Raw genomic sequence first — 26,316 nt, 5'->3', positions numbered from 1 at the left:
GGGCTCCGACGCTGTTTTGAATTCTTCCAGATCAACGCAGGCGCACGACAGCGCCAAGTCGCATTCTCGTGAAATTGATTGCAAAAAAGCAATCAACCCCTTGCGTCAGAGCCGATATCCCGCGCCTTTCAGCGTCGCGAACACCTTGGCCGGTGTCGCCGGCATGTCGATCGCCGTGACGCCGGCAGCGCGGTTGAGCGCGTCGACCATGGCGTTCATCACCGCCGGGCAGGCGCCGATCGCGCCGGCCTCGCCCGCGCCCTTCACACCGATCGCGTTGGTGACGCAAGGCACGTTGCGCGTCTCGAAATGGAAGTTGGGGACGTCGATCGCGCGCGGCAGGGCATAGTCCATGAAGGTCGCGGTCAGCATCTGGCCGGAGTCGTCGAAGCGAATCTCCTCCATCAACGCCTGGCCAATGCCCTGGGCCGCACCGCCATGGACCTGGCCCTGCAGCATGATCGGGTTCAGCGTCACGCCGAAATCGTCGACCACGACGTAGTTCTGGATCTCGGTGCCGCCCGTCGCCGGATCCACCTCCAGCTCCACCACATGGGTACCGTTCGGATAGGTCGCCTCCGGCGGCGTCCAGCTCTGATGCACGCTGAGCTGCTCGGCCTTGGCGCCGGGCAGGTTGGCGATCGCCTTGAGGTCGAGCTTCTTGTCGGTGCCGACGATGCGGACAGTGCCGTCAACGATCTCGAGGTCGCCGGGAGCCGCTTCGAGCGCGTCCGAGGCGAGGCTCTTCAGATTGTCGGCGAGAATGCCGGTCGCAGCATTCAGCGCCGCGCCGCCGACGGGGATCGAGCGCGAGCCGCCGGTGCCGGAGCCGGTCGCGACCCGGTCGGTGTCACCCTGGACGACCTTGATGCGGTCGAGCGGAATGTCGAGATGCTGGGCGACGAGCTGCGAATAGGCGGTCTCGTGCCCCTGCCCGTTCGACTGGGTGCCGATCAGCACGGTGACCGTGCCGTCCTTCTCCAGGATCACGGTCGAGCTCTCCGGCCCACCGCCGCCGCAGGCCTCGATATAGCAGGCGAGCCCGATGCCGCGGATCTTGCCGGCCTTCTGCGAGGCTTTCAGGCGGCTCTTGAAGCCCTTCCAGTCCGCCACCTCCATGGCGCGGCGCATATGGCCCTCGAACTCGCCGGAATCGTAGACCGGCCCGGTCTGCGTCCTGTGCGGCATCTCGCTCGGCTTGACGAAATTGAGCGCGCGCACCGCGTCCGGCGTCTTGCCGGTCTCGCGCGCGATCGCATCGACCAGCCGCTCGATCAGATAGGCCGCCTCGGGCCGCCCGGCGCCGCGATAGGCATCGACCGGCGTCGTATGGGTGAAGACGCCGCGGAAGCGGACATGCACCGCCGGGATATTGTAGCAGCCCGGCGTCATCGTCGTGCCGACCCAGGGGATGAAGGGCCCATACTGCGAGAGATAGGCGCCCATATCGGCAGCGAGATCGACCTTGAGGCCGATGAACTTGCCGCGCTTGTCCAGGGCCATCGTCGCCGTCGTCAGGTTGGCGCGGCCATGGGTATCGGCAAGGAAGTGCTCGGTACGGTCGGCAACCCAGCGCACCGGCCGCTTCAGCTTCTCGGCCGCGACCATGGTCAGGGGGTATTCGCGGTACATGAAGATCTTGGTGCCGAAGCCGCCGCCGACATCAGGCGTGATCACCCGGATGCGGGAGGGATCGACCTTGAGGATGTAGCTGGCGAGGATGTCGCGCGTGCCATGGCTGCCCTGGCTGCCGAGCGTCAGGGTCCAGCGCTTGTCCGCCTTGTCGTATTCGGCGATGCAGGCGCGCGTCTCCATGTAGTTGGAGGCGAGGCGGTTGTTGACGATGGTGACCGAGATCGTCCGGTCGGCCTTGGCGAAGGCCTTCTCGGTCCTCTCGCGATTGCCCTGCTCCGCCTCGAAGGCGACGTTGCCGTCACGGTCGGGCCAGACCTGTGGCGCTCCGTTCTCGAGCGCCTCGGCAATGCCGGTGATCGAGGGCAGCGTCTCGAACTCGATCTCGATCGCCTCGGCAGCGTCGCGCGCCTGGTCGAGCGTCTCGGCGACGATGAAGGCGATGGCTTCGCCGACATGGCGCACCGTGTCGAGCGGCAGCACCGGCACCGAATTCGGCTTCACGTTCTCGCCCGAGATCTCCTTGATCAGTCCCTTGCAGGGGATGTCGCCGAGATGGGCGACATCCTCGCCGGTCAGGATCAGCTTGACACCTTTGCGCTTCAGCGCGGTCTGCTTGTCGACGATCTTGAAGGTCGCGTGCGCATGCGGCGAGCGCAGCACATAGGCGTGCAGCGCGCCCTCGACCGCGGTGTCGTCGGTATAGCGGCCGGTGCCGGTGGTCAGACGCTGATCCTCGACCCGCCGCACCGGCTGGCCCACCCCGAACTTCATCGGACGCATCGGCAAACTTCCTTCGGATCACTCGAATGAGAAAGACTGGCGCAGGATCGCCGCCGCGTCACCCCGGCCCACGCGCGGGGGCCGGGATGCACACAGTGCAAGCAGAGAGGTCTTGAAACTCAGCGGATCATGCGCGCGGCACTGTCGGACATGCTCACCATCATATTGTAGCTGGAGACGATCCGGTTGGCATCGTTGGCCGCGCCCTTGCGGACATCGCCCTTCGACTTGCCGAGCTTCTCGCGGAAATCGCGCAGCGAGCCGAGCCAGGAGCTCGCCGAGGAATCGATCATCGGCACGCCGGACGGGTTGCTGTCCTTGAAGCGGTCCATCTCCTTGATCGCCCCGGAATAGCCGGCCAGCGCCGTATCGAAGGCGGCGAGGTCGACGATCGGGCTCTCATTGCTCGGCATCACGTCCATCACGGCGCGGGCATTGATCATGATGTTGCGCAGCTGCCAGCGGGCAAGGCGGCCCTCGCTCGCCTCGATCGCGGCGAGCTCGCGGGCATCGATGCCCTTCTTGTAGCCGTTGAGCTGAACGCCGAAGGCGGTCCGCTCGCGCAGGAACGCCTCCGCCGCCGGCACCATCTTGGCATGCAGCTCACGGCCCTCGGCAGCGTTGTCGTCGCGATAATCCTTGCGCTCGTAATAGCGCTCGGCCCGGGTGATCAGCGGCGCCAGCTCCTGATAGGCGGCGATATAGCGCTTCACCGCGCCGTCGAGCTCGGGCTGCGCCGGCGGCTGGCCGGCGGCCGCCTCGGCCTTGGCGATCTCGTCCTTCACGTCATAGAGGCTGTAGAGCCCATAGGAGATATAGCGCTCCTTGCCGGTCGGGCCCTTCTTCATGTCGACCCAGCTCTTGTAGCGATCCCAGGATTCGATCGCCCGGATCGTCCTGTTCGAGAGCGAGGTATAGGCATTCGACTTGGCGATCGCCGCCTGCAGCTCAGGGTCCTGCGCCGGCCGCTTGGTTCCGGCCTGCGGGGCAGCCTGCTGCGCGACGGCGAACGGAGCTGCGGAAACAGAGCAGAGCAGAGCTGCGAGGGAGAGGCTCAGCAGGCGGGAAGCCTTCATCAGGGCACCTTTGGTCGACCACGGCCGGATCTGGGGCCGCGCCACTTTATCGGCGCTGGCGTCGCGAACCGCAACCGAAAGGCGATGCCCCTGTATCCGTTCGAGACGTCCTCAGGGCGTGGCGAGACCGGTGTTTTTCGAGCATCGGAGCGGAGCGTACTCAAAGTACGTGAGCACCGAAGCGCAGATAAACGCCAGTCGCATACCGCCATCACGACGTCTCGAACGGATACTAGCGCTCGACCGGCTCGCCGCGCATGGCCCAGTCCTTGAAGCCGCCGATATAGTGGCTGTCGATATCGAGCCCGGCTGCCTGCGCGAATTCCAGCGCCCGCAGCGAGCGCACGCCGGCGGCGCAGGAGAGCACCACGCGCTTGCCGGGCTCGTTCGGCAGGTCGGCCGGATCGAACTGCGACAGCGGCCGCGACAGCGAGCCGGGGATATGCCCGGCTGCGAACTCATGCGGCTCGCGCACGTCGACGAGCAGGATCGAGCCGTCGGCGAGACCTGCCTTGACGGCGTCGATGTCGAGGTCGTGTACGATCATGCTGCTCTCGGGTCGCTCAGTTCAGGAGCTTCACCAGATAGAGGCTTAGCGCCGGAAATGCCACGCAGATGGCGAGCCTGATCACGTCGGCGACGACGAAGGGCAGCACGCCGCGATAGATTCGTGTCACCGGCACGTCGCGCGCCAGCGAGGCGACGACGAAGACATTGAGCCCGATCGGCGGGCAGGTCATGCCGATGCCGACCACGACCAGAACGAGGATGCCGAACCAGATCGCGATGTCGTCGGTCGGCATGCCGAAATCGAGCGCTGTCACGATCGGGAAGAACACCGGCAGCGTCAGCAGGATCATGGCGAGCTCGTCCATCACGCCGCCGAGCACGATGTAGAACAGCAGCAGGCCGACGAGCACCGTATAAGGCGCCCAGCCCGAGGCCGCGATCATCTCGGCGGCCGCGGTCGGCACCTGCGTCAGCGCCAGGAAGGCGTTGAACACCTCGGCGCCGAGTAGGATGGCGAAGATCATCGCCGAGGTCTCGGCCGTCTGCAGGATCGCCTGCTTGATCTCGGAAAGGCCGAGCGTGCGCCGGAACAGACCGATCGCCAGCATGATGAAGGCGCCGACGGACGCGCCTTCGGTCGGCGTGAACACGCCGCCATAGATGCCGCCGACCACGATCACCGCCACCGTCAGCGCCGGGACGACGCCGAGCAGCAGCGGCCAGCGCTCGCGCCAGGGCGTGCGCTCATGGGCGGGGGCGAGCGTCCCGTCGAGGCGCGACATGATCCAGATGGTGATGCAATAGAACGTCGCCGCCATCAGGCCGGGGATCAGCGCCGCCTGGAACAGCTTGGCGATGTTCTGCTCGGTCGAGATCGCATAGACGACGAGGATCACCGAAGGCGGGATCAGGATGCCGAGCGTGCCGCCGACCGCGGTGACGCCGCAGGCGAAGCCGGGATCGTAGCGATAGCTGCGCAGTTGCGGCAGCGCGGCGCGGGCGAAGGTCGCGGTGGTCGCGACCGAGGAGCCGCAGATCGCGCCGAAGCCGGTGCAGGCGCCGATCATCGCCATGCCGAGGCCGCCGCGGCGATGGCCGACGAAGGCGGATGCCGCCTTGAACAGGTCTCCCGCCAGCCCGGAACGCTCGGCGAAGGCGCCCATCAGCACGAAGAGCGGAATCACCGACAGCGTGTAGTTGGCGAAGATCTGGTAGGGCGTGGTGCGGATATAGTTGAGGAAGGGCTCGAGCCCGTTGAGCTGGATATAGCCGGCGCTGCCTACGGCCAGCATGGCGAGGCCGATCGGCAGGCGTAGCGCCATCAGCGCCAGCATGACGGCAAAGCCGGTGATCGCGAGAGACGCGCCGCTCATCGGGGCTGCCTCATGAGGCGGCAGGCGCTGACGAAGGCGGCGAGCGCGACGAAGCCGGCAAGCGCAGCGCAGAGCGCGATCGGGAGATAGCTCGGCAGTTGCAGAACCATGGTGTTCTCGCCGCTGGCGAACGCCGAGCGCGCGCCGACGCCGAGCCGCCAGGCGATCAGCGCCATGGCGAGGCCGTAGACCATGTCCCAGAGCGCGTCGATCCCGTCGCGCCAGCGCTGCGGCAGCTTCAGGGTGAAGGTATCCACGAAGATGTTGCCGCGCTTCAGTTGGCAGAGCGGCAGGAAGCAGAAGGCGGCGACCGCAGTCGCCATCTGCACCAGCTCGAAATCGCCGGGCACGCCCGCCGCGCCGACGAGATCGCTGCGCAAGGTCACGCTGACCACGACCATGGTCGCGACCGCGATCAAGAGTACGCCGCCGATGAGCGCGACCGCCTCCGCCACCGCGTCGATGCGCGATGGCGGCCTGTCTTCCCCTGCCCTGCCGGTCATGCTCAGGCGGCGTTCTGGTGCTTGGTCAGGGCGGCGCGGGCGGCGGCGAGCAGCTTCTCGCCGTCGAGGCCCTTGTCCTTGGCCGTCTTGAGCCAGCCTTCGATCACCGGCGCCGTCGCCTTGTGCCAGCGCTCGGCCTCGGCCTGCTCGAGCGTGACGATGTTGTTGCCGCGCTTCTTGACCATCTCCGAGACGACGACGGCCTGCTCGTCCCAGACCTTCCCGGCCATGGCCGCCGCCGCCGCGCCCGAGTTCTTGTCGATGATCGCCTTCAGGTCGGGCGCAAGGCCCTCATACTTGGCCTTGTTCATGGCGAGCACGAAGGTCGCGACATAGAAGGTCGGCGAGCCCGGGATCTCGGTGTGGTTCTTGACCAATTCCTGCACCTTGATCGAGGGCACGACCTCCCAGGGCACGACGCAGCCGTCGATGACGCGCTGGGCCAGCGATTCCGGCACCTGCGGGATCGGCATGCCGATGGCGTTGGCACCGAGCGCGCGCAGGGCCTCGCCGGCGAGTCGGGTCGGGAAGCGCAGCTTCAGGCCCTTCAGGTCCTCCATCGTCTTGACCGGCTTGTTGGCGTGGATCAGCCCGTGATCATGCGCCCAGAAGCAGATCGGATGGATGTCCTTGAACTCGTCCTTGAGGTGCTCGCTGGCATAGTCGGTCAGCGCCAGCGAGTTCACCAGCGCCCGCTTGTTCGGCACGAAGGGCAGCTCGAACGCCTCGATGCCGGTGAAGCGGCCGGGCGTGTTGCCGGGCAGCGTCCAGACGATGTCGACGACCCCGTCACGGGCCTGATCGTAGAGCTGCGGCGGGGTGCCGCCAAGCTGCATCGACGGGAAGATGTCGATCTTGATCCGGCCGTTCGATTCGGCGCCGACCTTGTCGGCCCAGGGCTTCAGGAACTTGGCGTGTCCGTTCGCCACCGGCGGCAGGAAGTGATGCATGCGCAGCGTCACTTCCTGGGCATTGGCGCGCGTGGCGCGCAGTACGGCCGGCGCGGCCACGGCCGAGCCGGCGAGAGCCAGGAATCTGCGGCGGTCGAAAGTCATGATCGTCCCCTCCCCGGGAATTCTGGATTGTTTCGTTCACCCCTGCCGCATTTTTTCGAGCGGCTAAGATCGCCTAGTGCATCGCACCAAAAAGTGGAATTCACTTTTCGGTTCGATGCTTGGACAAAAAGACGAGCCCCCAAATCTCGCATTTCAGCCGGCACACCGTGATCAGGTTCATCGCAACGCCGCAAGATCGAGGATGAAGCCAGCCGTGATACGAACGCGGGCGCCACAAAGATGGCGCCCGGATCACAATAGTTTCATTCGCAACTAATTGGCAAGTGCCGGCGGCAGGGCCGTTCACCCCGCCGCCAGGCCGGTGCCATTTCAGGCCAGCGGCGGAATGCGCAGCACCCAGCCAGGCTGGATCAGGTCGGGATCCTTCACCGGCGGCGTGTTGGCCTTGACGATCTCGGTATACTTGGCGCCCTTGCCCTTGCCGTAGTGCTCTTCGGCGATCTTCCAGAGCGAGTCACCCTTCTTCACCGTATAGAATACGGCAGCGGCAGCCTCCTTGTTGACGATCAGCTCCGACTCGACCGAGCCGACGCCCGCGGTGTTGCCGATGGCCAGGATGATCTTCTCGGCTTCCTCGGTTGTCATCGCCTTGCCGGAGACCTTCACCTTGTCGCCGGAGACGTCGATCTTGACGTCGGAGGGCAGGCCATGGCCCGCCAGTTCCTTCTGCAACTGATCGGCCGTCGCCGCATTGGCAGAGCTCGACCCGAAGATCTTGGCGCCGGCTTCCTTGATGAAACTGAACAGACCCATAGCATGTTCTCCTAACGCGCCCGCCGCCCGCCAGGATCGGCCGGACGATCGGACTTCGCGCCACTCGACTGCCTTGGAGCATGTTCTGGTCGCAAACATGGCGCTCACCTTGCGGAACATGCCCCGAAGACGGGCGACCCATGAAGCCCGCTCGGAGCGACAACTGCAAGACGAAACCTGTGCGAGATGAAACGCGACGACTGCACTTCCCTCACGTTGCCCGCACTGGCAGAACGGAGCCGAGCCAAGAACGTCCGTCATCGATACTGTGAAAGGCCCGCCATGACCGCTCTCTCCCTCGAACAGGCCAGCGTCATCGTCGACGGCGCACTGAAATATGCCCGCGAGAACGGGCTGAAGCCGCTCGCCATCGCCGTGCTCGACGCGCGCGGTGCGCAGAAGTTCTTCCTGGCCCAGGACGGCACCAGCCTGAAGCGTGGCGAGATCGCGCTCGGCAAGGCCAATGGCGCGATCGCCCTCGGCGTCGGTCCGCGCACCCTCAACAAGATGGCGCTGGAGCGCCCACACTTCATCAACGGCGTCGCCCTCTCCGTCGGCGGCCCTGTCGTACCGGTCCCCGGCGGCGCGCTGATCCGCGGTACCGACGGCAACCTCATCGGCGTCGTCGGCATCTCCGGCGATACCTCGGACAATGACGAGGCGGCCGCCATCGCCGGCATCGCCGCGGCCGGGCTCACCGCAGAAACCGGCGGCTGAGGCTGGCGTCCACTCGCATGCGGCCCGGCTCGCCCGGCCTTGCGCCATGTCGCATTGCAAGGCCGGCAGATTTCCGGCAACGGGAAGCCACCGGCGGCCCTTGAAGCCGTCTCGAGGAACCGTGACCCATGACTATCGTCGCCGCCATCGAGGGCGAGACCTTTGAGACCGACGCGCTGATCATCGGCGCCGGCCCGTGCGGCCTGTTCGCCGTGTTCGAGCTCGGCCTGCTCGACATCAAGGCCCATCTCGTCGACATCCTGCCCAAGGTCGGCGGCCAGTGCGCCGAGCTCTATCCGGAGAAGCCGATCTACGACATTCCCGGCTTCCCGCTCGTCACCGGCCAGGGGCTGGTCGACAATCTGATGGAGCAGATCAAGCCCTTCGGCGCGACCTTCCATCTCAACCAGATGATCGAGCAGATCGAGGTGCTCGGAACGTCCGAGGCGCCGCGCTTCCGCCTGCGCACCGATGCCGGCACCATGTTCGAGTCCAAGACGATCCTGATCGCCGCCGGCGGCGGCTCGTTCCTGCCGAAGAAGCCGCCGATCCCCGGCATCGAGGCCTATGAAGGCCGCAGCGACGGCGGCGGCGTGCACTATGCCGTGCGCAGGATGGAGGCCTTCCGTGACCGCGAGATCCTGATCGTCGGTGGCGGCGATTCGGCCCTCGACTGGACGCTGAACCTGCAGCCGATCGCCAAGCGGGTAACACTGATGCATCGGCGCGACGATTTCCGCGCCGCCCCGCATTCGGTCGAGCAGATGCGCGCCCTCGTCGCCTCCGGCGCGATGGACCTCCGGCTCGGGCAAGTGATGGGTCTCAGGGGCGAAGGCAACGAGCTGCACGGCGCAATCTGCCGCGACAATGCCGGTGCCGAGTTCGAGATCGCCTGCAACACCATGCTGCCCTTCTTCGGGCTGACGATGAAGCTCGGGCCGATCGCCGATTGGGGCCTGAACCTGCACGAGAACCTGATCCCGGTCGACACCGAGAAGTTCGAGACCAATGTGCCGGGCATCTTCGCAGTCGGCGACATCAACACCTATCCCGGCAAGCTGAAGCTGATCCTTTCGGGCTTCCACGAGGCGGCGCTCGCCGCCCAGAAGGTCCACCGCTACGTCTATCCGGAGAAGCGGCTGACCTTCCAGTACACGACCTCGTCGAGCGCGTTGCAGAAGAAGCTCGGGGTGGTTTGAGGCCTTGGCGTCATTCTCGGGCGAAGCGAAGCGCAGACCCGAGAATCTCGTGATGGGAAAGGCGCGGCCGGCGCCTCCTCCGGCCTGAGATGCTCGGGTCAAGCCCGAGCATGACGCCGCAGCTTACCGCAGCACCGACATCGCCGACGAGGGGGGGAGCATGTCGTGCGCGGCCATGTCGTGCGCCGGCCGCGAGACCGGCTCGGCCGGGACCGGCTGGATCCGCGTCGCCGGCGAGCCGGACGGACCGCTATGCGTCGGCGCCTCGGCGACCACGCCCACCTCCTCCGGCTCGCTGACGCGATCGCGCAATTCAGCGATCGCGCCCTCGAGAGGGTGGAAGCTGAAGCGGACCTTGTGCGTGCCGGCCGGAACCTGCACTGCCCGGAACAGGACGTTGGCCTTGAGGATATCGACTTCCTGGCTGTCGACCTCGGCCTTCCACCAGGGATGCCAGATGTCGTTCAGCACGACGAAGCCGGGCTGGGCGCTGGTGACCTCGATCTCGACCACCGTGTTGCGGTAGCGCTTCAGCTTGATCTCGGCATTGGTCGCGACCGGTCCATCCGGCACGCCGGGCTCCGGCTCCTGGTCGAGCAGGACGACGCGCTGCGGATCGATCTCGGGCCATTTGCCGGCCGACTTCATCCCCTCGAAATCGGCGAGCTGCCAGCCGCCGACGAACATCACGCGCGGCAGCGCCCGCGGATTCTCGTAGATGTAGCCGTCCTTGGTGTAGGCGACGAGCTTGAGGTCGCCGGCGCGCAGCGCGCTATCGACCTGGCCGATCGGCACCCGCGTCGCGATGTAGCGCAGGCCGAGGAAGTCGGCGAGACGGCAGCGATAGGACGGGAACAGCGGCGTGAATACGCGCTCACCTGGCGCCGCGATCGAATCGCGCGTGCCGACCGCGTCCGAGAAGTCGGCGAGCCGCAGCGGGTTGTAGCCCAGCGTGTGATCGAAACCGTGGATCATGCCGGCATTGGGCCATTCGAAGCCCATGCCGAGCAGCTCGACTCGGTCGCGCCGGGCTGAATCCGGCGGCTGCGCGGTGAGCTTCTTCAAGACGGCGACGGTCTCGTTCTTGGTCTCCGGCCGCAGCACGTCATAGATCTCGGGCGCCAGCGCCGTGGCTTCGTTCGGGCCGTTATTGGCGGCGAGGTCGGCGGCGACGACGCCAGTCACGATCAGGCTCGCGGCGAGCGGGGCCGCGGCGCCTCGCCAGCGCGTCAGCACGACGAGGAGAACAAGCGCGCTCGCGAACCAGGCAGCGGCGGTAGCGCTCGGCAGCCAGGCCTGGCCGAGATGGCCGGCCTGACGCGCGACCAGCAGGGCAAGCCCGATCAGCAGAGCGATCGCGCCGGCGCCGATGCTAAGGTCGCGCCAGAGCGCGCCCGGCTTCTCTTCGCGCAGAATGCGATGCAGCAGATAGCCCGACAGCACGGCGCCGAGCCCGCCGATCAGGAAGGTCGCGTCGGCCGGCCGCCGGAATACCTTGACGCCCGGCAGATAGTCATAGGCCAGATGGAAGAACGGCGTATAGCGGCCGAGCGCGAACAGCACCATCAGCACGAACAGGATGGTGAAGGGCCGGATCGCCCTGTCCCAGAGCCAACCACGCGTCAGCCCCGGCACGATCAGGAGCAGGAAGGGCAGCGCCCCCAGATAGACCTGCCCCATGTTCTTGGAGAGGAAAAGCTCCTTGGCGTTCCAGTCAGGGGCATAAGGTCCCCAGAACTCGACCGATGGATCGCGCACGCCGAACAGGTCGCCGACAAAGGCGGTCAGCAGCGAGGCCGGATGCAGCGAGCCCCTCCCCGCCTCGACGAGATCGATCGCCGGCCGCGTCGTCGCCTCGGCGAAGAGCCAGGTCCAGAGCAGGGGCACGGCGATGGTGACGATGCCGGCGAAGCAGGCGGCCGCGATCGGCGCGAGGCTCTCGCGAAAACCGGCCCAGCCTTCCGAAAGCCAGTAGGCCACGACCATGCCGATCAGGATATAGGCGCCGAGCAGCGCCACCTGGTCGGGTTCCAGAACCATCATGCCGGCCGCGAAGCCGGCAAGCAGCCCATAGCGCAGCGAGGCGCGCTGCAGCATCCGCGCCGTCAGCCAGAAAGCCAGGCCGAAGAAGGCGAAGCTGGCGATCTGCCCGACATGCTGGACCCGCCAGGCCGCCGAGGCGCCGAAAGCGAAGACCAGCGCCGCCAGCAGCGCGCCGGCCGGGTGCCAGTCGCGGTCGCGGAAGAACATCAGCATGGCGAGCCCGCCGACGAGAAGATGCGCCAGCACATAGGCATCGACCGCGCGGAAGCTCGGCGAGGGATTGAACAGCGCCAGCAGGATGGCAGGCGAGAAGATCAGCGATTGCGGATCGGCGACCTGGGGCGAGCCGGCGAAGACATTGTGCGTCCAGAACGGCGACTGCCCGGAATGCAGCGCCTGCGCCAGAAACTGGATCTGCGCCTGGAAATGCGCCTTGGCGTCAAACGGAATCGTCACCGCCCCCGACAGCCAGGGCCAGCACAGCGCCACCCAGGCGCAACAGAACAGCGCAGCCGCCAGCCAGTAGCTGGAGCCCGATCTCCAAACCGCTTTCAACTGGACCCCCAAGGCCCCGGCACACCCGGCACGCGCGATCGCGCGCCGATCACGCCGATGTGATCACGGTCGACGATGAAGGTTCCGCGATGAACCGAAACTGAACGCTGTGGATCAGCCGTCCAACCTTGGCCTGGCAGCGTCAACTTGCCACGCCGGCCGCCAGCCTCAGCGCTTCTGCGCCACCCAGGCGGCGAGCACCCGCCGCTCGTCCGCGGTCATGCCGGAGAGGTTGTTCGGCGGCATGGCATGGGTCAGCACCGCCTGCACGCCGATGGCGCGGCGCTGGCGGGCGATCAGCTCGGGCTCGTGCAGATAGACGCCCTTGGGCGCGATGCCGATGCCCGGCCAGGACGGCTCGGGCGCATGACACATCGCGCAGCGCCCGGTGACGATGTTGGCGACCTCGGGCGACGGCGCCACGAGACCGGCGAGCATCACCGGCTTCACCGGGTCGAGTGGCTTCAGGCCAAGCCGCTCGCGCCCGCCGGGCGAGGACGCCATCGCCACCCAGAAGGCCAGCCAGAGCGCCAGCGCCGCCACCGCCCAGGTCCACCAGGGCGACTTGGCATGGTCGGCATGGCGGACATTGTAGAAGTGCCTGATCAGCGCGCCGGCGACGATGACCAGCGCGACGAGGGCCGGGATCACCGCCGAATTGGCGTAGGTCACCGGGTAGTGGTTTGCCAGCATCAGGAACAGCACCGGCAGGGTGATGTAGTTGTTGTGCAGCGAGCGCTGCTTGGCCTGCTTGCCGTATTTCGGATCAGGCACCTCGCCGGCGACCATCGCGGCGATGGTCTTGCGCTGGCCCGGCATGATCACGAAGAAGACGTTGGCCGACATGATCGTCGCCATCAGCGCACCGGTATGGATCAGCGCGCCGCGTCCGGAGAAGACCGAGGCGAAGGCCCAGCTCGCCGCGACGACATAGCCAAAGCCGAGCAGGCCGAGCACGACGTCGTTCTTGCCCAGCGGCGACTTGCAGAGCAGGTCGTAGAACAGCCAGCCGCCGGCGAGCGCCGCGATACCGATCGCGCCCGCTGCGAAGGGTGAGAGAGCCATCACCGCCGGGTCGATCAGGTAGAGCTCGGACTGGGCGTAATAGACCCAGACCAGCAGGAAGAAGCCGGAGATCCAGGTCCAGTACGCCTGCCATTTGTGCCAGGTCAGCTCCTTCGGCAGCACCTCCGGCGCGACCAGATATTTGCGCATCGCATAGAAGCCGCCGCCATGGACCTGCCAGGCAAGGAATTGCGTCGGCTGGCCGGATTCGGTCCTCGGCGCATCGGGCGCGGCCCTGAGCGAAGCGTCGAGATGGATGAAGAAGAAGGACGAGCCGATCCAGGCGATCGCCGCGATCACATGCAGCCAGCGCAGGAGCTGGCTGCCCCACTCCATCAGATAGGCCTCAAGCACGGGCGGGCTCCATGGAGAGCCACATGCTCGCGAATTGACAGGGCGGAATCCGGGAGGGAATTTGCATCGGGTTCCAGACTAGGTTCGCAGCCTTGGAAGGCAAGCGGCATTCCGCCCGGCGAACGCAGCAAACGGGGAAAGGATCAGGCATGGGGCGTCTGTCGACGCATGTGCTCGACACGGTTAACGGCAAGCCGGCCGCGGGCGTCGAAATCGCACTCGATGCGCTGTTGCCCGATGGCAGCCGCAGCCGCATCGCCGATGCCGTGACCAACGCCGACGGCCGCACCGATTCGCCCCTGCTCAGCGGCACTTTGCCGGTCGGCAGCTATGAGCTGACCTTCGCGATCGGCGACTATTTCCGCCATCTCGGCACGAAGCTGCCCGAGCCCGCCTTCCTCGACCTGGTGCCGATCCGCTTCGCCATCGCCGAGCCGGATGGGCACTACCATGTGCCCTTGCTCGTCTCACCCTGGAGCTATTCGACCTATCGCGGCAGCTGAGGCGTTTTCGGAAAAGGAGCATCTCCGAAAAGAGAGGCTCCCACGCCTTCGACCGAACCCGACTTCGCGGTAAACCGGATCGCGAAAAACAGCTCTCGTTCCAGCCGCTTGCCGATCGTTCCTGAATCACCGCCACATGGACTTGAAACACCTCATGAGCACGACCTACCCGCGCGATCTCGTCGGCTATGGCCGCAGCGCCCCGCACCCGCACTGGCCGGGCGAAGCGCGGATCGCGGTGCAGTTCGTGGTCAATTACGAGGAAGGCGGCGAGAACAACATCCTGCATGGCGATGCCGCCTCGGAAGCCTTCCTCTCCGAGATCGTGGGCGCCGCGCCCTGGCCCGGCCAGCGCCATATGAACATGGAATCGATCTACGAATACGGCTCGCGCGCCGGCTACTGGCGGCTCTGGCGCATGTTCACGCAGCGCAACATGCCGGTCACGGTCTTCGCGGTCGCCTCGGCGCTGCAGCGTTATCCGCAGATCGTATCGTCGATGCAGGAGGCCGGCTGGGAGATCGCGACGCACGGCCTGAAATGGATCGACTACCGCGACGCCCCCGCCGAGCTGGAGCGCGAGCACATCCTGGAGGCGATCCGCATCCAGACCGAGCTCGCAGGGGAACGCCCGCTCGGCTGCTATCAGGGCCGCACCTCGGTCAACACCATCCCCCTGACGATGGAGGAAGGTGGCTTCCTCTACACCGCCGACGTCTATGCCGACGAACTGCCCTACTGGCTGAAGGGCCCGCACGGCCCGCAGCTCGCCGTGCCCTACACCCTCGACGCCAACGACATGCGCTTTGCAACGCCGCAGGGCTTCAGCAGCGGCGACCAGTTCTTCGCCTACCTCAAGGACTCGTTCGACACGCTCTATGCCGAGGGCGGAACGGCGCCGAAGATGATGTCGATCGGCCTGCATTGCCGCCTCGTCGGCCGGCCCGGCCGTGCCGCTGCACTCGCCCGCTTCCTCGACTATGTCCAGAGCCATGATCGCGTCTGGGTCGCGACTAGGCTCGACATCGCCCGCCATTGGGTGCGGACGCATCCGCCGGAGGGCGGCTATCGTCCCTCGCGGCTGCCGCAGGCGCTGTTCACCGAGGTCTATGGCCGGGTCTGGGAGCACTCGCCCTGGATTGCCGAGCAGACCCATGCCGCGGGCCTCTCATCAACGCAGGACACTGCCGAGGGCCTGCATGAAGCGATGGTCGCGGTGATGCGCAAGGCCCCGCGCGAGCGGCAAAAGGCCCTGCTCGACGCCCATCCCGACCTCGCCGGCAAGATCGCCGCTGCGGGTGAACTGACGCCGGAATCGGCGAGCGAGCAGGGCTCGGCCGGGCTCGACCGGCTGACTTCGGACGAGCGCGCCCGCTTCACCGCCCTGAACGAGGCCTACAAAGCCCGCTTCGGCATCCCCTTCATCCTCGCGGTCAAGGGACTGACCAAGGCGGACATCCTCGCCTCCTTCGAGGAGCGGCTGAAGAGCACGCCGGAACAGGAATTCACCACCGCGCTTACCCAGGTCGAGAAGATCGCCCTGATCCGGTTGAAAGAGCTCCTGCCCGCGGGCTAGAGCGCGTTCGTCTTCGTCCGCCCCGCCGGGTCGACCATGCGCGCCAGCCACCAGCTCGTCCCGGTCGGGTCCTTGATCCCGCCGCGGCGATCGCCGTCGCCCTTTTCTTCGGGCGCCTGGATCAGCGTGCCGCCTGCCGCGACCGCCTTCGCGATCAGCGCGTCGGGATCTTCGACATAGACATGGACATGGCATTCCGGCCCGCCGGGCGCTTCGCCCAGCATCACGATCGAATCGTCGATCCTGAACTCGGCATGCATGATCCCGCCATCCTTGCGCCGGGCGACGAAGCTGGGATCGGCCCCGAATACCGCCTTGGCGAAGGCGAGCGCCTTCTCCGCATCGGCGACAAGGAGATAGGGCGAGACGGCGTTGTGCCCTTGGGGCTTGTGCATGACGTCCTCCTGTTACCTAGAGCCCGCTGACCAGATGCCCGCCATCGACCGCGACCACCGCGCCGGTCATGTAGCGCCCGGCGTCGGATGAGAGCAGCAACAGCGGCCCATCGAGATCGTCGAGTTCGCCGGCCCGGCGCATCGGGATACGCTTCTTCAGCGCTTCCCCGGCATCGCCGGCGAAGAACTCGCGGTTGATGTCGGTGACGATATAGCCCGGCGCCAGCGCGTTGACCCTGATCGCATGCCGAGCCCATTCCAGCGCCAGCGCCTTGGTCATCTGGATCAGCCCGGCCTTGGAGATCGCATAGGGAGCGACCCGGCCGGCGACGCGCTCGCCAAGGATCGAGGCGATGTTGACGATCGCCCCGCCGCCGTTCTGCTCGGCCATGATCCTCGCCGCCGCCTGCGCCGCGAAGAAGCAGCCCTTCAGGTTGACGTCGAGCTGGGCATCCCACTGCGCCTCGCTGACCGAGAGCGCCGCTTCCGTCTCGCCGACCCCGGCATTGTTGACGAGCACATCGAGCCCGCCGAGCAGCCTGGCGGCCGCGGCAACGCTTGCCTCGATCGTCGTGACCGAACTCACATCGAGCGCGAGCGGCAGGACCTTGCCTGGCAGGCCCTCGCACTCGCGCGCGAGTTCCTGAAGCCGCTCGGTGCGCCGCGCCGCGGCAGCGACCAGCACTCCCCTGCCCGCGAGCAGCCGGGCGAAATGCGCGCCGAGCCCGGAAGAAGCGCCGGTCACCAGAATCCGCTTGCCGTTGAGATCGTCGAACATCCGGTGCCTGCCTCCCTGCCGGCGGCAGGGGACAATGCCGCGCGGCGGCGGTCAACCTCGCCGCGCCGGAACCCCGCCGCCACCCGAGCGTTCCCTGCCGAAGACCAATTCGGACGGGGGATACCCATGTTTCGCATTCTCTTGGTGATCGCGGTCATCGCGATCGGCTACGACGCCATCGTCCATCAGGGCGCCTATACGCGCGACCTCTGGTACAAGGCCGTCGGCGCGACCGAGCGCGTCGTCGACGAGGCCAAGCGTGTCGGCGAGCGAGCGCCGGACGAGCCTCCGCGCTCGCAGATGAATTGAGTTTAGCCGTCATGCTCGCCCTTGTGGCGAGCATCCACGTCTTGAACATCGCACTCAAGAAACGAAGACGTGGATAGGCGGGACAAGCTCGACCATGACGGGTGGAGTTGCGTCTAGGCCGCCTCGCGCGCCAGCGCGGCCCGCTCGACCTCCCCGGCGATCGCGTCGAGCAGCGCCGTCTCGTCGCCGGCGAGGCCCTCCATCGCCGCCATGCGGGCGAGGACGGTCGCGGCGACCTTCTCCTCGACCGTATCCTCGGCATAGGCGTAGAAGATCGTGGCGTGCTGGCCGTCGCGATGGCAGCGACCCTCGATCTGCTGCAGCTGGATCGCGCTGTGGCGCAGATCATGGACGACCAGCGCCCGCTCGCGCTCGCCGCCAGGCATCTCGGCCCTGTGCAGCGAGATCGACTCGGTCACGGTGAAGACGACGGCGTCGAGCTTGCCGGTCTGGAAGGCGATGCGCGTCACCTCGTTGGCCTCGCCGGAATATTCCCCGGTGATCGAGCCGACGCGCCAGCCCTTGCCGGTGAGCTTCTCGGCCAGCATCGCGCCGGTTTCGAGGAACGCAACGGATATCGCGACCTGCTCGTCATTCTCAAGCAGGTCTTGGCAGAACTCGGCCGTGCCGGCGGTGCGCAGCAGGCTGGCCTTCTGGCGAAAGCGCAGATCGGCGGCCCAGCCGGCTGGCTTGCGGGTCGATCCCCCTGCGAGGCCGAGTTCGCGCCGGAATTCGCGCCAGGTCGCGTCATAGAGCTTGCGCTCGGCACTATCGAGCGCGACCGGAGCGAGCTCGCGCTGCACCTCCGGCCAGCCGGCGATTTCCTCCGGCCGGCGGCGCAGGCCGATGGCATTCTTGCCGCGATAGAGCAGGTCCGCCATCACCTTGCGGTCGCTCTCGTTCGGCTCCCAGCTCCAGTTCTTCCAGCGCCCCTTGGCCTTGCCGATCTTCAGCCGCTTCATCAGCGCCCGGAAGCCGTCGAGATCGCCGCCGGGCGCACCCGTCGCTTCGCTGAGCAGCCGCGCCAGATAGGACAACTCGTGCGGGGCCTGCCCGGCCGTCGCGCTCATATAGATCGTGAACTCTGCCGCCGCAGCCATCTGCCGGCAGACCAGTCCCTGCTGCGAGTTCGGGTTGCGGATGCGATGGGCCTCGTCGATCACCACCAGCGGCCAGACCCGCTTCGGCGTGCCGAGCTTGGCGAGCTCGTTGTTCTTGGCCCGGGTCGAGCGCTTGTTGCTGGCCGGCGGCGGAGCAAGCAGCGACTTGGTCCGCTCGAAATTCATCAAGGTGAGCTTCTTCGCCGGCAGGCCGGCATGGGCGATGGTGCGCCGCCATTGCGGGATCGCGCCCTTCGGGCAGATCACCAGCACCTCCTGCTCCGGCATGGCGGAGATGGCGAGCCAGGCCGAGAGCGTCTTGCCGAGCCCGGTCAGGTCGCCGAGCAGGAAGCCCGGCTTGCCCGCCGCTCGCGCCGCCAGGATCGCGTCACGCGCGACGAGCTGATGCGGATGCGGCACCATGATCTCGGGCGCATCGCCCTTCATCGGAACGCTCATGCCTGCCGGGCCTCGGGGGCCGGAGCCCGCTCGGTCGCCATCGCTGCCAGCACATCGGCGTGCTGCAGCTCCTCGATCAGCACGCCCATGAAATTGGTCACCACCTTGGGCAGTGCCCGGCCCGACATGGTCTGGATCTGCAGGCTGCGCGGCGGCAGGTCGCCATCCCGGAGCGGCAGCGCCACCACCGAGCCGTCGCGGATCGAGGCGCCGAAGGTGATCGAACTTGCGAACATCACCGCGCCGCCCAGTTTGCAGAAATGGCGCAGGCTCGCGACATTGGTCGAGGTCAGCACGGCATCGACGGTGAGCCCGCGCGCCGAGAAATAGATATCGACGATCTTGCGCACCGTCGCCTCGCTGTCGAGCACGGCGACCGGATGGACGAAGATGTCCTCGACCTTGACCGCGTCCTGGCCTGCCAGTGGGTGGTGCGGCGCGACGAAGGCATAGGTCCGCGCCGCGCATTGCCAGTTGATGGTGACGCCGCGCTCCTGCTGCAGCACGAAGGTCAGGCCGAGATCGATCGTGCCGGTGCGGACATGCTCGGTGACGACCTGCGGCGACATCACCTTGACGTCGAAGGCGACGTCTGGGTGCTGCTGGCGGAAGGCGAAGATCACCTCGGGGATGAAGCTGACGGCGAAGCCCTCGGTAACGCCGAGCCTGATCAGGCCCTTGCTGGCGCCGCGCAACTCGCGGATTTCGCTAACGACCTGCTCGCTCTCCAGTTCGAGCCGCTGGGCATAGGCCGCGAGCGTCTGGCCGGCCTGGGTCAGGATCATGCCATGCGAGCGCCGCTCGAACAGGGCCGCGTCCAGTTCCTTTTCGAGATTGGCGATCTGGCGGCTGACGGCCGAGCCGGCGACGCGCAGCCGCTGCGCCGCGGCGCTGATCGAGCCGGTCCGAACCACCGCCAGGAAATACCGCAAGGCCGGAGTCTGCATAGGCCTGCACTAACCGCCCCTTGCCGTCTCGGCAACGATCCTTTCGATTCATTCTTATGGCGGCAAGCACGAAGCTGTGCAGAGTTTGTGTCGCCGGCGTGACGGCGGCCCAAGGCTGCCCGCCGAACAAGACAAGCAACAAGCTGCGAGGGGAAAACATGCGCTTTTTCGACAAGGCCACCACGGCCCTGGCTGCAACCATTTTGGCCGCGACCGCCTTTACGACGCCCGTCCTGGCCCAGAAGGCCGCCAACACCGTCCGCTTCGCCTATGACCAAGCGCCGGAAAGCGTCGATCCGTTCTTCAACAATGTCCGCATCGGCGTGATCATCGGCGCCAATGTCTGGGACACCCTGATCTACCGCGACCCCGCGACCAACGAGTACAAGGGCCAGCTCGCCAAGAGCTGGAAGCAGGTCGATGACAAGACCATCGAGTTCGAGCTGCGCCAGGGCGTGAAGTTCCACAATGGCGAGGAGTTCGACGCCGACGACGTCGTCTACACGCTGAACTTCATCTCCAAGCCCGAGAACAAGGTCGTCACCCAGGGCAACGTCAACTGGATCGCCAAGGCCGAGAAGCTCGACAAGTACAAGGTCCGGCTGACCACCAAGGAGATCTTCCCGGCCGCGATCGAGTATCTCGCCGGCCCGGTCGTGATCCACCCGAACGAGTATTACGAGAAGGTCGGCCCCAAGGGCCAGAACGAGAAGCCGGTAGGCTCGGGCCCCTACAAGGTCTCGAACTACGTGCCGGGCAAGTCGATCACGCTCGAGCTCAACAAGGACTATTTCAAGGATTCGCCGAAGCCGCAGCCCAAGATCGGCAAGTTCGAGATCCGCTTCATCCCGGATCGCCAGACCCAGATGGCCGAGATGCTCTCGGGCGGCGCCGACCTGATCATGCACGTGCCGAAGGACCAGGCCGACCACCTCCAGACAGTCCCGACGCTGCAGGTCGTCTCCGGCGAGACGATGCGCATCGTCTTCATGCAGATGAACATCCTGGACGGCACGCCCGCCCCCGCCCTCAAGGACGAGCGCGTGCGCAAGGCGATCATCCACGCCATCGACCGCGAGGCGATGGTCAAGAACATCGTCGGCTCCGGCTCGCGCGTCATCAACACGATCTGCTTCCCCTCGCAGTTCGGCTGCACCGACGAGGGCGCGGCGCGCTATCCCTATGATCCGGCCAAGGCCAAGGCGCTGCTGGCGGAAGCCGGCCATCCCAGCCTGACCATGGACATCGTCGCCTATCGCGAGCGCAACCAGACCGAGGCGCTGATCGGCTATCTCCAGGCCGTCGGCATCAAGACCAATCTGCGCTTCCTGCAATACGCCGCGATGCGCGAGCAGATCGCCACCAACAAGGCGATGCTGACGCACCAGACCTGGGGCTCGTTCTCGGTCAACGACGTCTCGGCGGCGACGCCGAACTACTTCGCCTTCCGCAGCGAGGACATCACCCGCGATGCGGCTGTCCGCGACCTGCTGGAGAAGGGCAACAACTCGGTCGATCCGGCGGTGCGCAAGGAAGCCTACAAGGCCGGCCTGAAGATCATCGCCGACAAGGCCTATGCCGTGCCGCTCTATTCGCTGCCGGTCTACTACGTCGCCAACAAGGACCTGAACTTCAAGGCCTATCCGGACGAGCTCGTCCGCTTCTGGGAGATGGGCTGGAAGTGACGCGCAAGCGTCATTCTCGGGCGTAGCGAAGCGCAGACCCGAGAATCTCCTGAAAGAGATGGTCGGCTCAAGGCCGACCATGACGCGCCGGGCCTTTTCGTAGGACTGGCGCGGACATCACCTTCACAATTGGAAGCAAGCCATGCTCGGCTTCATCGTCAAACGGCTCGGCCTGGCGCTGCTCGTCGCGCTCGCGGTCTCGGCCATCGCCTTCTTCCTGCTGCGCCTCTCCGGCGACATCGCGGTCGCGATCGCCGGCGAGGGCGCGCAGCAGGCCGATCTCGACGTTATCCGCAAGACCTACGGGCTCGATCGGCCGCTCGTCGTCCAGTATCTCGACTGGCTGTTCAAGACGCTCTCGGGCGATTTCGGCACCTCGATCTATTTCAAGACCGACGTCTCCTCGCTGGTCTTCGCCAAGCTGCCGGTGACGCTGATCCTCGGCCTCTCCTCGCTCGCCTTCGCGCTCGCGATCTCGATCCCGCTCGGCGTGCTCGCCGCGATCTACGCCAATAGCTGGATCGACCGGCTGGCTCTCGCCATCGCCGTCTTCGGCCAGGCAATGCCGAACTTCTTCTTCGCACTGATCCTGGTGATGCTGTTCTCGATCACGCTGCGCTGGCTGCCGGTCTCCGGCTCGGGGACCTGGCTGCACTATGTCATGCCGACGATCGCACTCGGCTACTACACCGCGCCGGCCTTCATGCGCCTGATCCGCGCCGGCATGATCGAGGTGCTTTCGGCCGATTACATCCGGACCGCGCGCGCCAAGGGCCTCTCCTCCCACGCCGTCATCATCACCCATGCGCTGCGCAATGCCGCCGTTCCGGTCGTGGCGCTGACGGCGGTGCAGCTCGGCTTCCTGCTCGGCGGCTCGGTGGTGATCGAGACGATCTTCGCGCTCGATGGGCTCGGCTATCTCGCCTATCAGAGCATCACCTACAAGGATTTCCCGGTCATGCAGGTCATCGTCCTGCTGCTCTCGGTCGTCTACGTCCTGCTGACGCTGCTGGCCGACATCGCCAATGCCTGGCTCGATCCTCGTATCCGGGTGTCCTGAGATGAGCGACGCGACCTCCCTCCCCCTCGCTGCCAGCGACGTCACCGGCGGGCGCCGCCTGCTGCGCCGGGCGCTGGCCCAGAAATCCTTCCTGTTCGGCTTCGGACTGCTGGTGCTGTTCATCGTGCTGGCGCTGCTCGCCCCGGTGCTGGCGCCGCACGACCCCTATCTGCAGAACCTGACGGCGCGGAACGTCCCGCCGTTCTGGTATGACAAGGGCAACTGGGTCCATCCGCTCGGCACCGATCCGCTCGGGCGCGACTATCTCTCGCGCTTGCTCTACGGCGCCCGCATCTCGCTGATCATCGGCATCAGCGTCGTCGCCATCGCCGGGCTGATCGGCACGACCATGGGCCTGCTCGCCGGCTATTTCGGCGGCCGCATCGACATGGCCGTGACCTTCATGGTCACCACCCGCCTCGCCATGCCGGTGATCCTGGTGGCGCTCGCCGTCGTCGCGATCATCGGCTCCTCGCTCTGGATCGTCATCCTGGTGCTCGGCCTGCTGAAATGGGACCGTTTCGCCGTGGTGATGCGCAGCGCGACGCAGCAGGTCCGCTCGCTCGACTACATCACGGCGGCACAGGCCTCCGGGGCGAGCACGACCCGCATCATCCTGCGCGAGGTCCTGCCCAACATCGCCCCGCACCTGATCGTGGTGGCGACGCTGGAAGCGGCGAGCGCCATCCTGCTCGAAGCCGCGCTCTCCTTCCTCGGCCTCGGCGTGCAGCCGCCGCTGCCCTCCTGGGGCCTGATGGTCTCCGAAGCCAAGGCCTACATGTTCTTCTCGTTCTGGCTGATCGCCCTGCCCGGCACGGCGCTCGCTCTGCTGATCTTCGCGATCAACCTCGCGGGCGACGGCCTGCGCGACGTGATCTCGCCCGAAAAGCGCAACTGACTATCCGACGGAGTGACCATCATGACCCGCGCCAAGGCGATCGCCCATGCGCTCGACTATTTCGACTCCGGCAGCTTCAAGAGCGACCTGTCGCGCCTGATCGCCATGCCGACCGAGAGCCAGAACCCGGATCGGGCGCCGGTCCTTGCCGAATATCTCGACAAGGAGATGCAGCCTCTGCTGGAGAGCCTCGGCTTCACCTGCACGATCCTCAATCATCCCAAGGCCAAGGGCCCCTTCCTCTTCGCGCAGCGCATCGAGGCCGAAGGCCTGCCGACCATCTTCGGCTACGGCCATGGCGACGTGATCCGCGGCCTCGACGCACAATGGGCCGAGGGCCTCTCGCCCTGGACCCTCACCGAGCGCGGCGACCGCTGGTATGGCCGCGGCGTCGTCGACAACAAGGGCCAGCACCTGATCAACATCAGCGCGCTGAAGTCGGTGCTCGAGACGCGCGGCGGCACGCTCGGCTTCAACGTCAAATACCTGATCGAGATGGGCGAGGAATGCGGCTCGCCCGGCCTGCGCGAGCTCTGCACCGAGCAGAAGGAGCTGTTCAAGTCGGACGTGCTGATCGCCTCCGACGGGCCGCGCCTTAACGCCGAGCGCCCGACCATCTTTTTGGGCGCCCGCGGCGGCGTCACCTTCGACCTCACCATCAACGCCCGCGAAGGCGGCCACCATTCCGGCAACTGGGGCGGCATCCTTTCCGACCCGGCGATCCAGCTCGCCCACGCCATCGCCTCGATCACCTCGCCGACCGGCCAGATCCGCATCCATGAATGGGTGCCGAAGGAATTGCCGGCAGCGGTGCGCAAGGCCCTCGCCGATTGCGAGATCGACGGCGGCCCCGACGGCCCGACCATCGATCCCGAATGGGGCGAGCCCGGCCTGTCGCCGGCCGAGCAGGTCTTCGGCTGGTGCTCCTTCGACGTGCTGGCGATGAAGTCGGGCGTGCCGGAGACCCCGGTCAATGCGGTGCCGCCGAGTGCCTGGGCCCGCTGCGCGCTCCGCTTCGTCGTCGGCATCGACCCGGACGACGTCATCCCGGCGCTGCAGCGCCACCTGAAGCGCCATGGCTTCGACATGGTCGAGGTCACCAAGGCGCGCGATGCGGTCTTCAACGCGACGCGGCTCGATCCCGACGATCCGTGGGTGGAATGGGCGCTGGCCTCGCTGCAGAAGAGCACCAACAAGAAGCCGGCTCTGCTGCCCAATCTCGGCGGCGGCCTGCCCAACGACATCTTCGCCGATATCGTCGGCATGCGCACGATCTGGGTGCCGCATTCCTATCCCGGCTGCTCGCAGCACGCCCCGAACGAGCACGTCCCCATCGCGATCCCGCGCGAGGCGCTCGGCCTGATGGCTGGGCTCTATTGGGACCTCGGCGAGAGCGACCGCCCGGCACTCTGAGGCGCGGCAGCCTGCGGGCCGCCTTCGCCATACTCCCGATCAAGGACGGCAGCGTCCGGACGCTGCCGTTCCAGGCTCTCGCGATAGCGCAGGCAGCCACGCAGGAATTTCGGCCAGGGCGGCACCGCGATCTCCGGAGAAATCTGCTCCGGCAGCAGCCCCCAGAGCTGGGGATGGTGCCAGCAGAGATCGTGCCCGGATGAATCGCGATGTTCGCGGATGCCCGCACGCAGGCGTTTGACCTCCGCGACCAGCTGCTCCGGCGTCATGCCGCTGAGATCGTCATCCATGATGCGCTCTCCTACTGACCACGCTCCTGCGGCTCACGCGGATCGCGCGCCGGCGGCAGGTCGATCGGCGTCGCCGGCGGCCCTTCGGGCGGCGCGTTCGGCGGCAATTCCGGCGGCGGATCGTTCGGAATGCCGTTCGGCTCGTTGTCCGGCGGATTCTCGATCGGCGGCGCCGGGGAGACCTCGCCCGGGTTCATCGGCGGCAGCTCCGGGGGCGGCGTCGGGCTGGTCGGGACACCGCCCGGCGGTCCCCCGGCCTGGTGAGTGGCTGTCATCGCGTCATCCTCTTAATCTCCGAGGAAACGCCTGCGCCCTGGAAAGGTTCGGTCCGGCCTCAGAACTCCGCAAGAGCTGAGGCAGGTCACCGCCAACGTCAGCAGATCGGAGACGTCGATGCAGATCAGCGCTTCAATGGCCGGGTTCGCGGCTCTTGCACTTATCGCCGCGGCGAGCCCGGTTCAGGCACAGGCGCCCGATCTTCTCGCCTGCTCCGGCCCCTTCGCCCGCGACGCCGACGAGGCGGCCCTGATCAAGGCCTTCGGTCCCGGAAACGTCCAGCGCGCCCGGATCGAGATCGGCGAAGGCGAGAAGGCCGCCGGCGCCATCCTCTTTCCAAAGGACAAAAAGCGCCGGCTCGAACTGATCTGGCGCGACGGCAAGAAGCGCCGCGGGCCAGGAACGATCTATGTCCGCGAGGGCTCCGCCTGGGCGGTGACCGGGCCGGCCGGAGAGCGCCTCGCCATCGGTAGCGCCCTCGCCGCGGTTGAGGCCGCCAATGGCAAGCCCTTCAGCATCCTCGGCTTCGACTGGGACTATTCCGGCACCGCCGCCGACTGGCAGGGCGGCAAGCTCGCCAAGGCCTTCGGCGGCTGCAAGCTGACGATCCGCTTCGGTTATCCCAAGGGTGCGGACGCCAAGGCGCTCGACCGGCTCTCCGGCGACAAGGAATTCTCCTCGTCGAACCCGGACATGCGCCTCGTCAAGCCGACAGCCTATGAGGTCATGCTATCCTGGTCGGACTGAGCCCTAGGGCTCAGTCCTCGTCTTCCCTGGCTCTACCGGTCTCGACGAGGATCTCGCGTTTGCCGGCGTGGTTGGCGGGGCCGACGATGCCCTCGTTCTCCATCCGCTCCATGATCGAGGCGGCGCGGTTGTAGCCGATCTGCAAACGGCGCTGGATGTAGGAGGTCGAGGCCTTCTTGTCGCGCAAGACCACCGCCACCGCCTGCTCGTAAGGGTCCTCGCTCTCCGACTGGCCCATGCC

General features: G+C 66.6%; 26 protein-coding genes. 10 read left to right on the top strand and 16 right to left on the bottom strand.

Going from position 1 to position 26,316, the window contains the following annotated elements; genetic code table 11:
* Positions 1-105: 105 nt before the first annotated feature.
* From ACQKLX_RS25065 to lysM, 7 genes are all read right to left on the bottom strand, one after another.
* Positions 106-2,415, bottom strand: coding sequence for a xanthine dehydrogenase family protein molybdopterin-binding subunit (locus ACQKLX_RS25065; RefSeq protein WP_427364278.1), 2,310 nt, complete (start codon positions 2,413-2,415; stop codon positions 106-108).
* A 119-nt stretch (positions 2,416-2,534) separates the two neighbouring features.
* Positions 2,535-3,491: a YiiG family protein gene (locus ACQKLX_RS25060; protein WP_427364277.1), complete on the bottom strand. Its 957-nt coding sequence runs from the start codon at positions 3,489-3,491 to the stop codon at positions 2,535-2,537.
* 232 nt (positions 3,492-3,723) lie between these two features.
* A complete protein-coding gene (locus ACQKLX_RS25055; protein ID WP_427364276.1) occupies positions 3,724-4,038 on the bottom strand; it encodes a rhodanese-like domain-containing protein in 315 nt (104 codons plus the stop codon).
* Positions 4,039-4,054: 16 nt separating this feature from the next.
* Positions 4,055-5,374, bottom strand: coding sequence for a TRAP transporter large permease (locus ACQKLX_RS25050; RefSeq protein ID WP_427364275.1), 1,320 nt, complete (start codon positions 5,372-5,374; stop codon positions 4,055-4,057).
* Positions 5,371-5,877: a TRAP transporter small permease gene (locus ACQKLX_RS25045; protein WP_427364274.1), complete on the bottom strand. Its 507-nt coding sequence runs from the start codon at positions 5,875-5,877 to the stop codon at positions 5,371-5,373. The genes ACQKLX_RS25050 and ACQKLX_RS25045 overlap by 4 nt, the downstream gene beginning before the upstream one ends.
* Positions 5,878-5,879: 2 nt before the next feature.
* Entirely contained in the window at positions 5,880-6,932 is a 1,053-nt protein-coding gene (locus tag ACQKLX_RS25040) for a TRAP transporter substrate-binding protein (protein WP_427364273.1), read from the bottom strand.
* Between the two features lie 330 nt (positions 6,933-7,262).
* On the bottom strand, positions 7,263-7,706 hold the full coding sequence (lysM, locus tag ACQKLX_RS25035) for a peptidoglycan-binding protein LysM (RefSeq protein WP_427364272.1): 444 nt from the start codon (positions 7,704-7,706) through the stop codon (positions 7,263-7,265).
* Positions 7,707-7,988: 282 nt separating this feature from the next.
* Between lysM and ACQKLX_RS25030 the strand changes: the two genes are divergently transcribed.
* Both ACQKLX_RS25030 and ACQKLX_RS25025 read left to right on the top strand, forming a co-directional pair.
* Complete coding sequence (locus ACQKLX_RS25030; protein ID WP_427364271.1) at positions 7,989-8,423, top strand: GlcG/HbpS family heme-binding protein; 435 nt, start codon at positions 7,989-7,991, stop codon at positions 8,421-8,423.
* Positions 8,424-8,551: 128 nt separating this feature from the next.
* Positions 8,552-9,622, top strand: a complete 1,071-nt coding sequence (locus tag ACQKLX_RS25025; RefSeq protein WP_427364270.1) for an NAD(P)/FAD-dependent oxidoreductase — start codon at positions 8,552-8,554, stop codon at positions 9,620-9,622.
* A 123-nt stretch (positions 9,623-9,745) separates the two neighbouring features.
* Here the strand turns inward: ACQKLX_RS25025 and ACQKLX_RS25020 are convergent, their stop codons facing one another.
* Entirely contained in the window at positions 9,746-12,220 is a 2,475-nt protein-coding gene (locus ACQKLX_RS25020) for a hypothetical protein (RefSeq protein ID WP_427364269.1), read from the bottom strand.
* Positions 12,221-12,388: 168 nt separating this feature from the next.
* Positions 12,389-13,621 (bottom strand): urate hydroxylase PuuD, encoded by a 1,233-nt coding sequence (locus ACQKLX_RS25015; RefSeq protein ID WP_427364351.1) that lies wholly within the window; start codon positions 13,619-13,621, stop codon positions 12,389-12,391.
* Positions 13,622-13,788: 167 nt separating this feature from the next.
* On the opposite strand from ACQKLX_RS25015, the gene uraH reads away from it, so the two are divergent.
* Together uraH and puuE are read left to right on the top strand one after the other, a co-directional pair.
* Complete coding sequence (uraH, locus tag ACQKLX_RS25010; protein ID WP_427364268.1) at positions 13,789-14,142, top strand: hydroxyisourate hydrolase; 354 nt, start codon at positions 13,789-13,791, stop codon at positions 14,140-14,142.
* A gap of 154 nt (positions 14,143-14,296) precedes the next feature.
* Positions 14,297-15,718 carry an allantoinase PuuE gene (gene puuE / locus ACQKLX_RS25005; RefSeq protein WP_427364267.1) on the top strand — a complete coding sequence of 474 codons (1,422 nt, stop codon included), beginning with the start codon at positions 14,297-14,299 and terminating at the stop codon, positions 15,716-15,718.
* Here puuE and ACQKLX_RS25000 read toward each other — a convergent pair.
* A complete protein-coding gene (locus ACQKLX_RS25000) occupies positions 15,715-16,113 on the bottom strand; it encodes a VOC family protein (protein WP_427364266.1) in 399 nt (132 codons plus the stop codon). The genes puuE and ACQKLX_RS25000 overlap by 4 nt on opposite strands.
* A 16-nt stretch (positions 16,114-16,129) precedes the next feature.
* Positions 16,130-16,891 (bottom strand): SDR family NAD(P)-dependent oxidoreductase, encoded by a 762-nt coding sequence (locus tag ACQKLX_RS24995; protein ID WP_427364265.1) that lies wholly within the window; start codon positions 16,889-16,891, stop codon positions 16,130-16,132.
* Between the two features lie 126 nt (positions 16,892-17,017).
* Here ACQKLX_RS24995 and ACQKLX_RS24990 point away from each other — a divergent pair, with 126 nt between their 5' ends.
* Positions 17,018-17,200, top strand: coding sequence for a hypothetical protein (locus tag ACQKLX_RS24990; RefSeq protein ID WP_091843359.1), 183 nt, complete (start codon positions 17,018-17,020; stop codon positions 17,198-17,200).
* A 113-nt stretch (positions 17,201-17,313) separates the two neighbouring features.
* On the opposite strand, the gene ACQKLX_RS24985 is transcribed toward ACQKLX_RS24990, so the two are convergent.
* On the bottom strand, positions 17,314-18,759 hold the full coding sequence (locus tag ACQKLX_RS24985) for an SNF2-related protein (RefSeq protein WP_427364264.1): 1,446 nt from the start codon (positions 18,757-18,759) through the stop codon (positions 17,314-17,316).
* Positions 18,756-19,706, bottom strand: a complete 951-nt coding sequence (locus ACQKLX_RS24980; RefSeq protein WP_427364263.1) for a LysR family transcriptional regulator — start codon at positions 19,704-19,706, stop codon at positions 18,756-18,758. The genes ACQKLX_RS24985 and ACQKLX_RS24980 overlap by 4 nt, the downstream gene beginning before the upstream one ends.
* A gap of 158 nt (positions 19,707-19,864) precedes the next feature.
* Between ACQKLX_RS24980 and ACQKLX_RS24975 the strand changes: the two genes are divergently transcribed.
* The 4 genes from ACQKLX_RS24975 to ACQKLX_RS24960 all read left to right on the top strand — a co-directional run bounded on the left by ACQKLX_RS24975 (position 19,865) and on the right by ACQKLX_RS24960 (position 24,762).
* Positions 19,865-21,391, top strand: a complete 1,527-nt coding sequence (locus ACQKLX_RS24975) for an ABC transporter substrate-binding protein (protein ID WP_427364262.1) — start codon at positions 19,865-19,867, stop codon at positions 21,389-21,391.
* 142 nt (positions 21,392-21,533) lie between these two features.
* Positions 21,534-22,451 (top strand): ABC transporter permease, encoded by a 918-nt coding sequence (locus ACQKLX_RS24970; protein WP_427364261.1) that lies wholly within the window; start codon positions 21,534-21,536, stop codon positions 22,449-22,451.
* Between the two features lies 1 nt (position 22,452).
* On the top strand, positions 22,453-23,349 hold the full coding sequence (locus ACQKLX_RS24965) for an ABC transporter permease (RefSeq protein ID WP_427364260.1): 897 nt from the start codon (positions 22,453-22,455) through the stop codon (positions 23,347-23,349).
* 21 nt (positions 23,350-23,370) lie between these two features.
* On the top strand, positions 23,371-24,762 hold the full coding sequence (locus ACQKLX_RS24960; protein ID WP_427364259.1) for a M20 family metallopeptidase: 1,392 nt from the start codon (positions 23,371-23,373) through the stop codon (positions 24,760-24,762).
* Here ACQKLX_RS24960 and ACQKLX_RS24955 read toward each other — a convergent pair.
* The gene (locus ACQKLX_RS24955; protein WP_427364258.1) at positions 24,723-25,052 is read right to left on the bottom strand and encodes a hypothetical protein; all 330 of its coding nucleotides are present in this window, start codon (positions 25,050-25,052) and stop codon (positions 24,723-24,725) included. The genes ACQKLX_RS24960 and ACQKLX_RS24955 overlap by 40 nt on opposite strands.
* 11 nt (positions 25,053-25,063) lie before the next feature.
* The gene (locus ACQKLX_RS24950; protein WP_427364257.1) at positions 25,064-25,327 is read right to left on the bottom strand and encodes a hypothetical protein; all 264 of its coding nucleotides are present in this window, start codon (positions 25,325-25,327) and stop codon (positions 25,064-25,066) included.
* 118 nt (positions 25,328-25,445) lie between these two features.
* Here ACQKLX_RS24950 and ACQKLX_RS24945 point away from each other — a divergent pair, with 118 nt between their 5' ends.
* Entirely contained in the window at positions 25,446-26,075 is a 630-nt protein-coding gene (locus ACQKLX_RS24945) for a hypothetical protein (RefSeq protein ID WP_427364256.1), read from the top strand.
* Positions 26,076-26,085: 10 nt separating this feature from the next.
* Here ACQKLX_RS24945 and ACQKLX_RS24940 read toward each other — a convergent pair.
* Positions 26,086-26,316, bottom strand: a 231-nt coding sequence (locus ACQKLX_RS24940) for a DNA translocase FtsK (RefSeq protein WP_427364255.1), incomplete at its 5' end; no start/stop codon positions are given.

Origin of the sequence: Allobosea sp. NPDC003192 (assembly GCF_050275675.1) — a bacterium.
GTDB lineage: Bacteria > Pseudomonadota > Alphaproteobacteria > Rhizobiales > Beijerinckiaceae > Allobosea.
This window is presented reverse-complemented; position numbering and strand designations above follow the sequence as displayed.

What these genes read in the sequence shown, in the direction of transcription:
- ACQKLX_RS25025 (WP_427364270.1), top strand. Translation starts at nt 8,552, where the DNA reads ATGACTATCGTCGCCGCCATCGAGGGCGAGACCTTTGAGACCGACGCG.
- ACQKLX_RS25050 (WP_427364275.1), bottom strand. Translation starts at nt 5,374, where the DNA reads ATGAGCGGCGCGTCTCTCGCGATCACCGGCTTTGCCGTCATGCTGGCG.
- uraH (WP_427364268.1), top strand. Translation starts at nt 13,789, where the DNA reads ATGGGGCGTCTGTCGACGCATGTGCTCGACACGGTTAACGGCAAGCCG.
- ACQKLX_RS25000 (WP_427364266.1), bottom strand. Translation starts at nt 16,113, where the DNA reads ATGCACAAGCCCCAAGGGCACAACGCCGTCTCGCCCTATCTCCTTGTC.
- ACQKLX_RS25045 (WP_427364274.1), bottom strand. Translation starts at nt 5,877, where the DNA reads ATGACCGGCAGGGCAGGGGAAGACAGGCCGCCATCGCGCATCGACGCG.
- ACQKLX_RS24955 (WP_427364258.1), bottom strand. Translation starts at nt 25,052, where the DNA reads ATGGATGACGATCTCAGCGGCATGACGCCGGAGCAGCTGGTCGCGGAG.
- ACQKLX_RS24985 (WP_427364264.1), bottom strand. Translation starts at nt 18,759, where the DNA reads ATGAGCGTTCCGATGAAGGGCGATGCGCCCGAGATCATGGTGCCGCAT.
- puuE (WP_427364267.1), top strand. Translation starts at nt 14,297, where the DNA reads ATGAGCACGACCTACCCGCGCGATCTCGTCGGCTATGGCCGCAGCGCC.
- ACQKLX_RS24995 (WP_427364265.1), bottom strand. Translation starts at nt 16,891, where the DNA reads ATGTTCGACGATCTCAACGGCAAGCGGATTCTGGTGACCGGCGCTTCT.
- ACQKLX_RS24970 (WP_427364261.1), top strand. Translation starts at nt 21,534, where the DNA reads ATGCTCGGCTTCATCGTCAAACGGCTCGGCCTGGCGCTGCTCGTCGCG.
- ACQKLX_RS24950 (WP_427364257.1), bottom strand. Translation starts at nt 25,327, where the DNA reads ATGACAGCCACTCACCAGGCCGGGGGACCGCCGGGCGGTGTCCCGACC.
- ACQKLX_RS24980 (WP_427364263.1), bottom strand. Translation starts at nt 19,706, where the DNA reads ATGCAGACTCCGGCCTTGCGGTATTTCCTGGCGGTGGTTCGGACCGGC.
- ACQKLX_RS25055 (WP_427364276.1), bottom strand. Translation starts at nt 4,038, where the DNA reads ATGATCGTACACGACCTCGACATCGACGCCGTCAAGGCAGGTCTCGCC.
- ACQKLX_RS25040 (WP_427364273.1), bottom strand. Translation starts at nt 6,932, where the DNA reads ATGACTTTCGACCGCCGCAGATTCCTGGCTCTCGCCGGCTCGGCCGTG.
- ACQKLX_RS25065 (WP_427364278.1), bottom strand. Translation starts at nt 2,415, where the DNA reads ATGCGTCCGATGAAGTTCGGGGTGGGCCAGCCGGTGCGGCGGGTCGAG.
- ACQKLX_RS25060 (WP_427364277.1), bottom strand. Translation starts at nt 3,491, where the DNA reads ATGAAGGCTTCCCGCCTGCTGAGCCTCTCCCTCGCAGCTCTGCTCTGC.
- ACQKLX_RS24960 (WP_427364259.1), top strand. Translation starts at nt 23,371, where the DNA reads ATGACCCGCGCCAAGGCGATCGCCCATGCGCTCGACTATTTCGACTCC.
- ACQKLX_RS25030 (WP_427364271.1), top strand. Translation starts at nt 7,989, where the DNA reads ATGACCGCTCTCTCCCTCGAACAGGCCAGCGTCATCGTCGACGGCGCA.
- lysM (WP_427364272.1), bottom strand. Translation starts at nt 7,706, where the DNA reads ATGGGTCTGTTCAGTTTCATCAAGGAAGCCGGCGCCAAGATCTTCGGG.
- ACQKLX_RS24945 (WP_427364256.1), top strand. Translation starts at nt 25,446, where the DNA reads ATGCAGATCAGCGCTTCAATGGCCGGGTTCGCGGCTCTTGCACTTATC.
- ACQKLX_RS24990 (WP_091843359.1), top strand. Translation starts at nt 17,018, where the DNA reads ATGTTTCGCATTCTCTTGGTGATCGCGGTCATCGCGATCGGCTACGAC.
- ACQKLX_RS24965 (WP_427364260.1), top strand. Translation starts at nt 22,453, where the DNA reads ATGAGCGACGCGACCTCCCTCCCCCTCGCTGCCAGCGACGTCACCGGC.
- ACQKLX_RS25015 (WP_427364351.1), bottom strand. Translation starts at nt 13,621, where the DNA reads ATGGAGTGGGGCAGCCAGCTCCTGCGCTGGCTGCATGTGATCGCGGCG.
- ACQKLX_RS24975 (WP_427364262.1), top strand. Translation starts at nt 19,865, where the DNA reads ATGCGCTTTTTCGACAAGGCCACCACGGCCCTGGCTGCAACCATTTTG.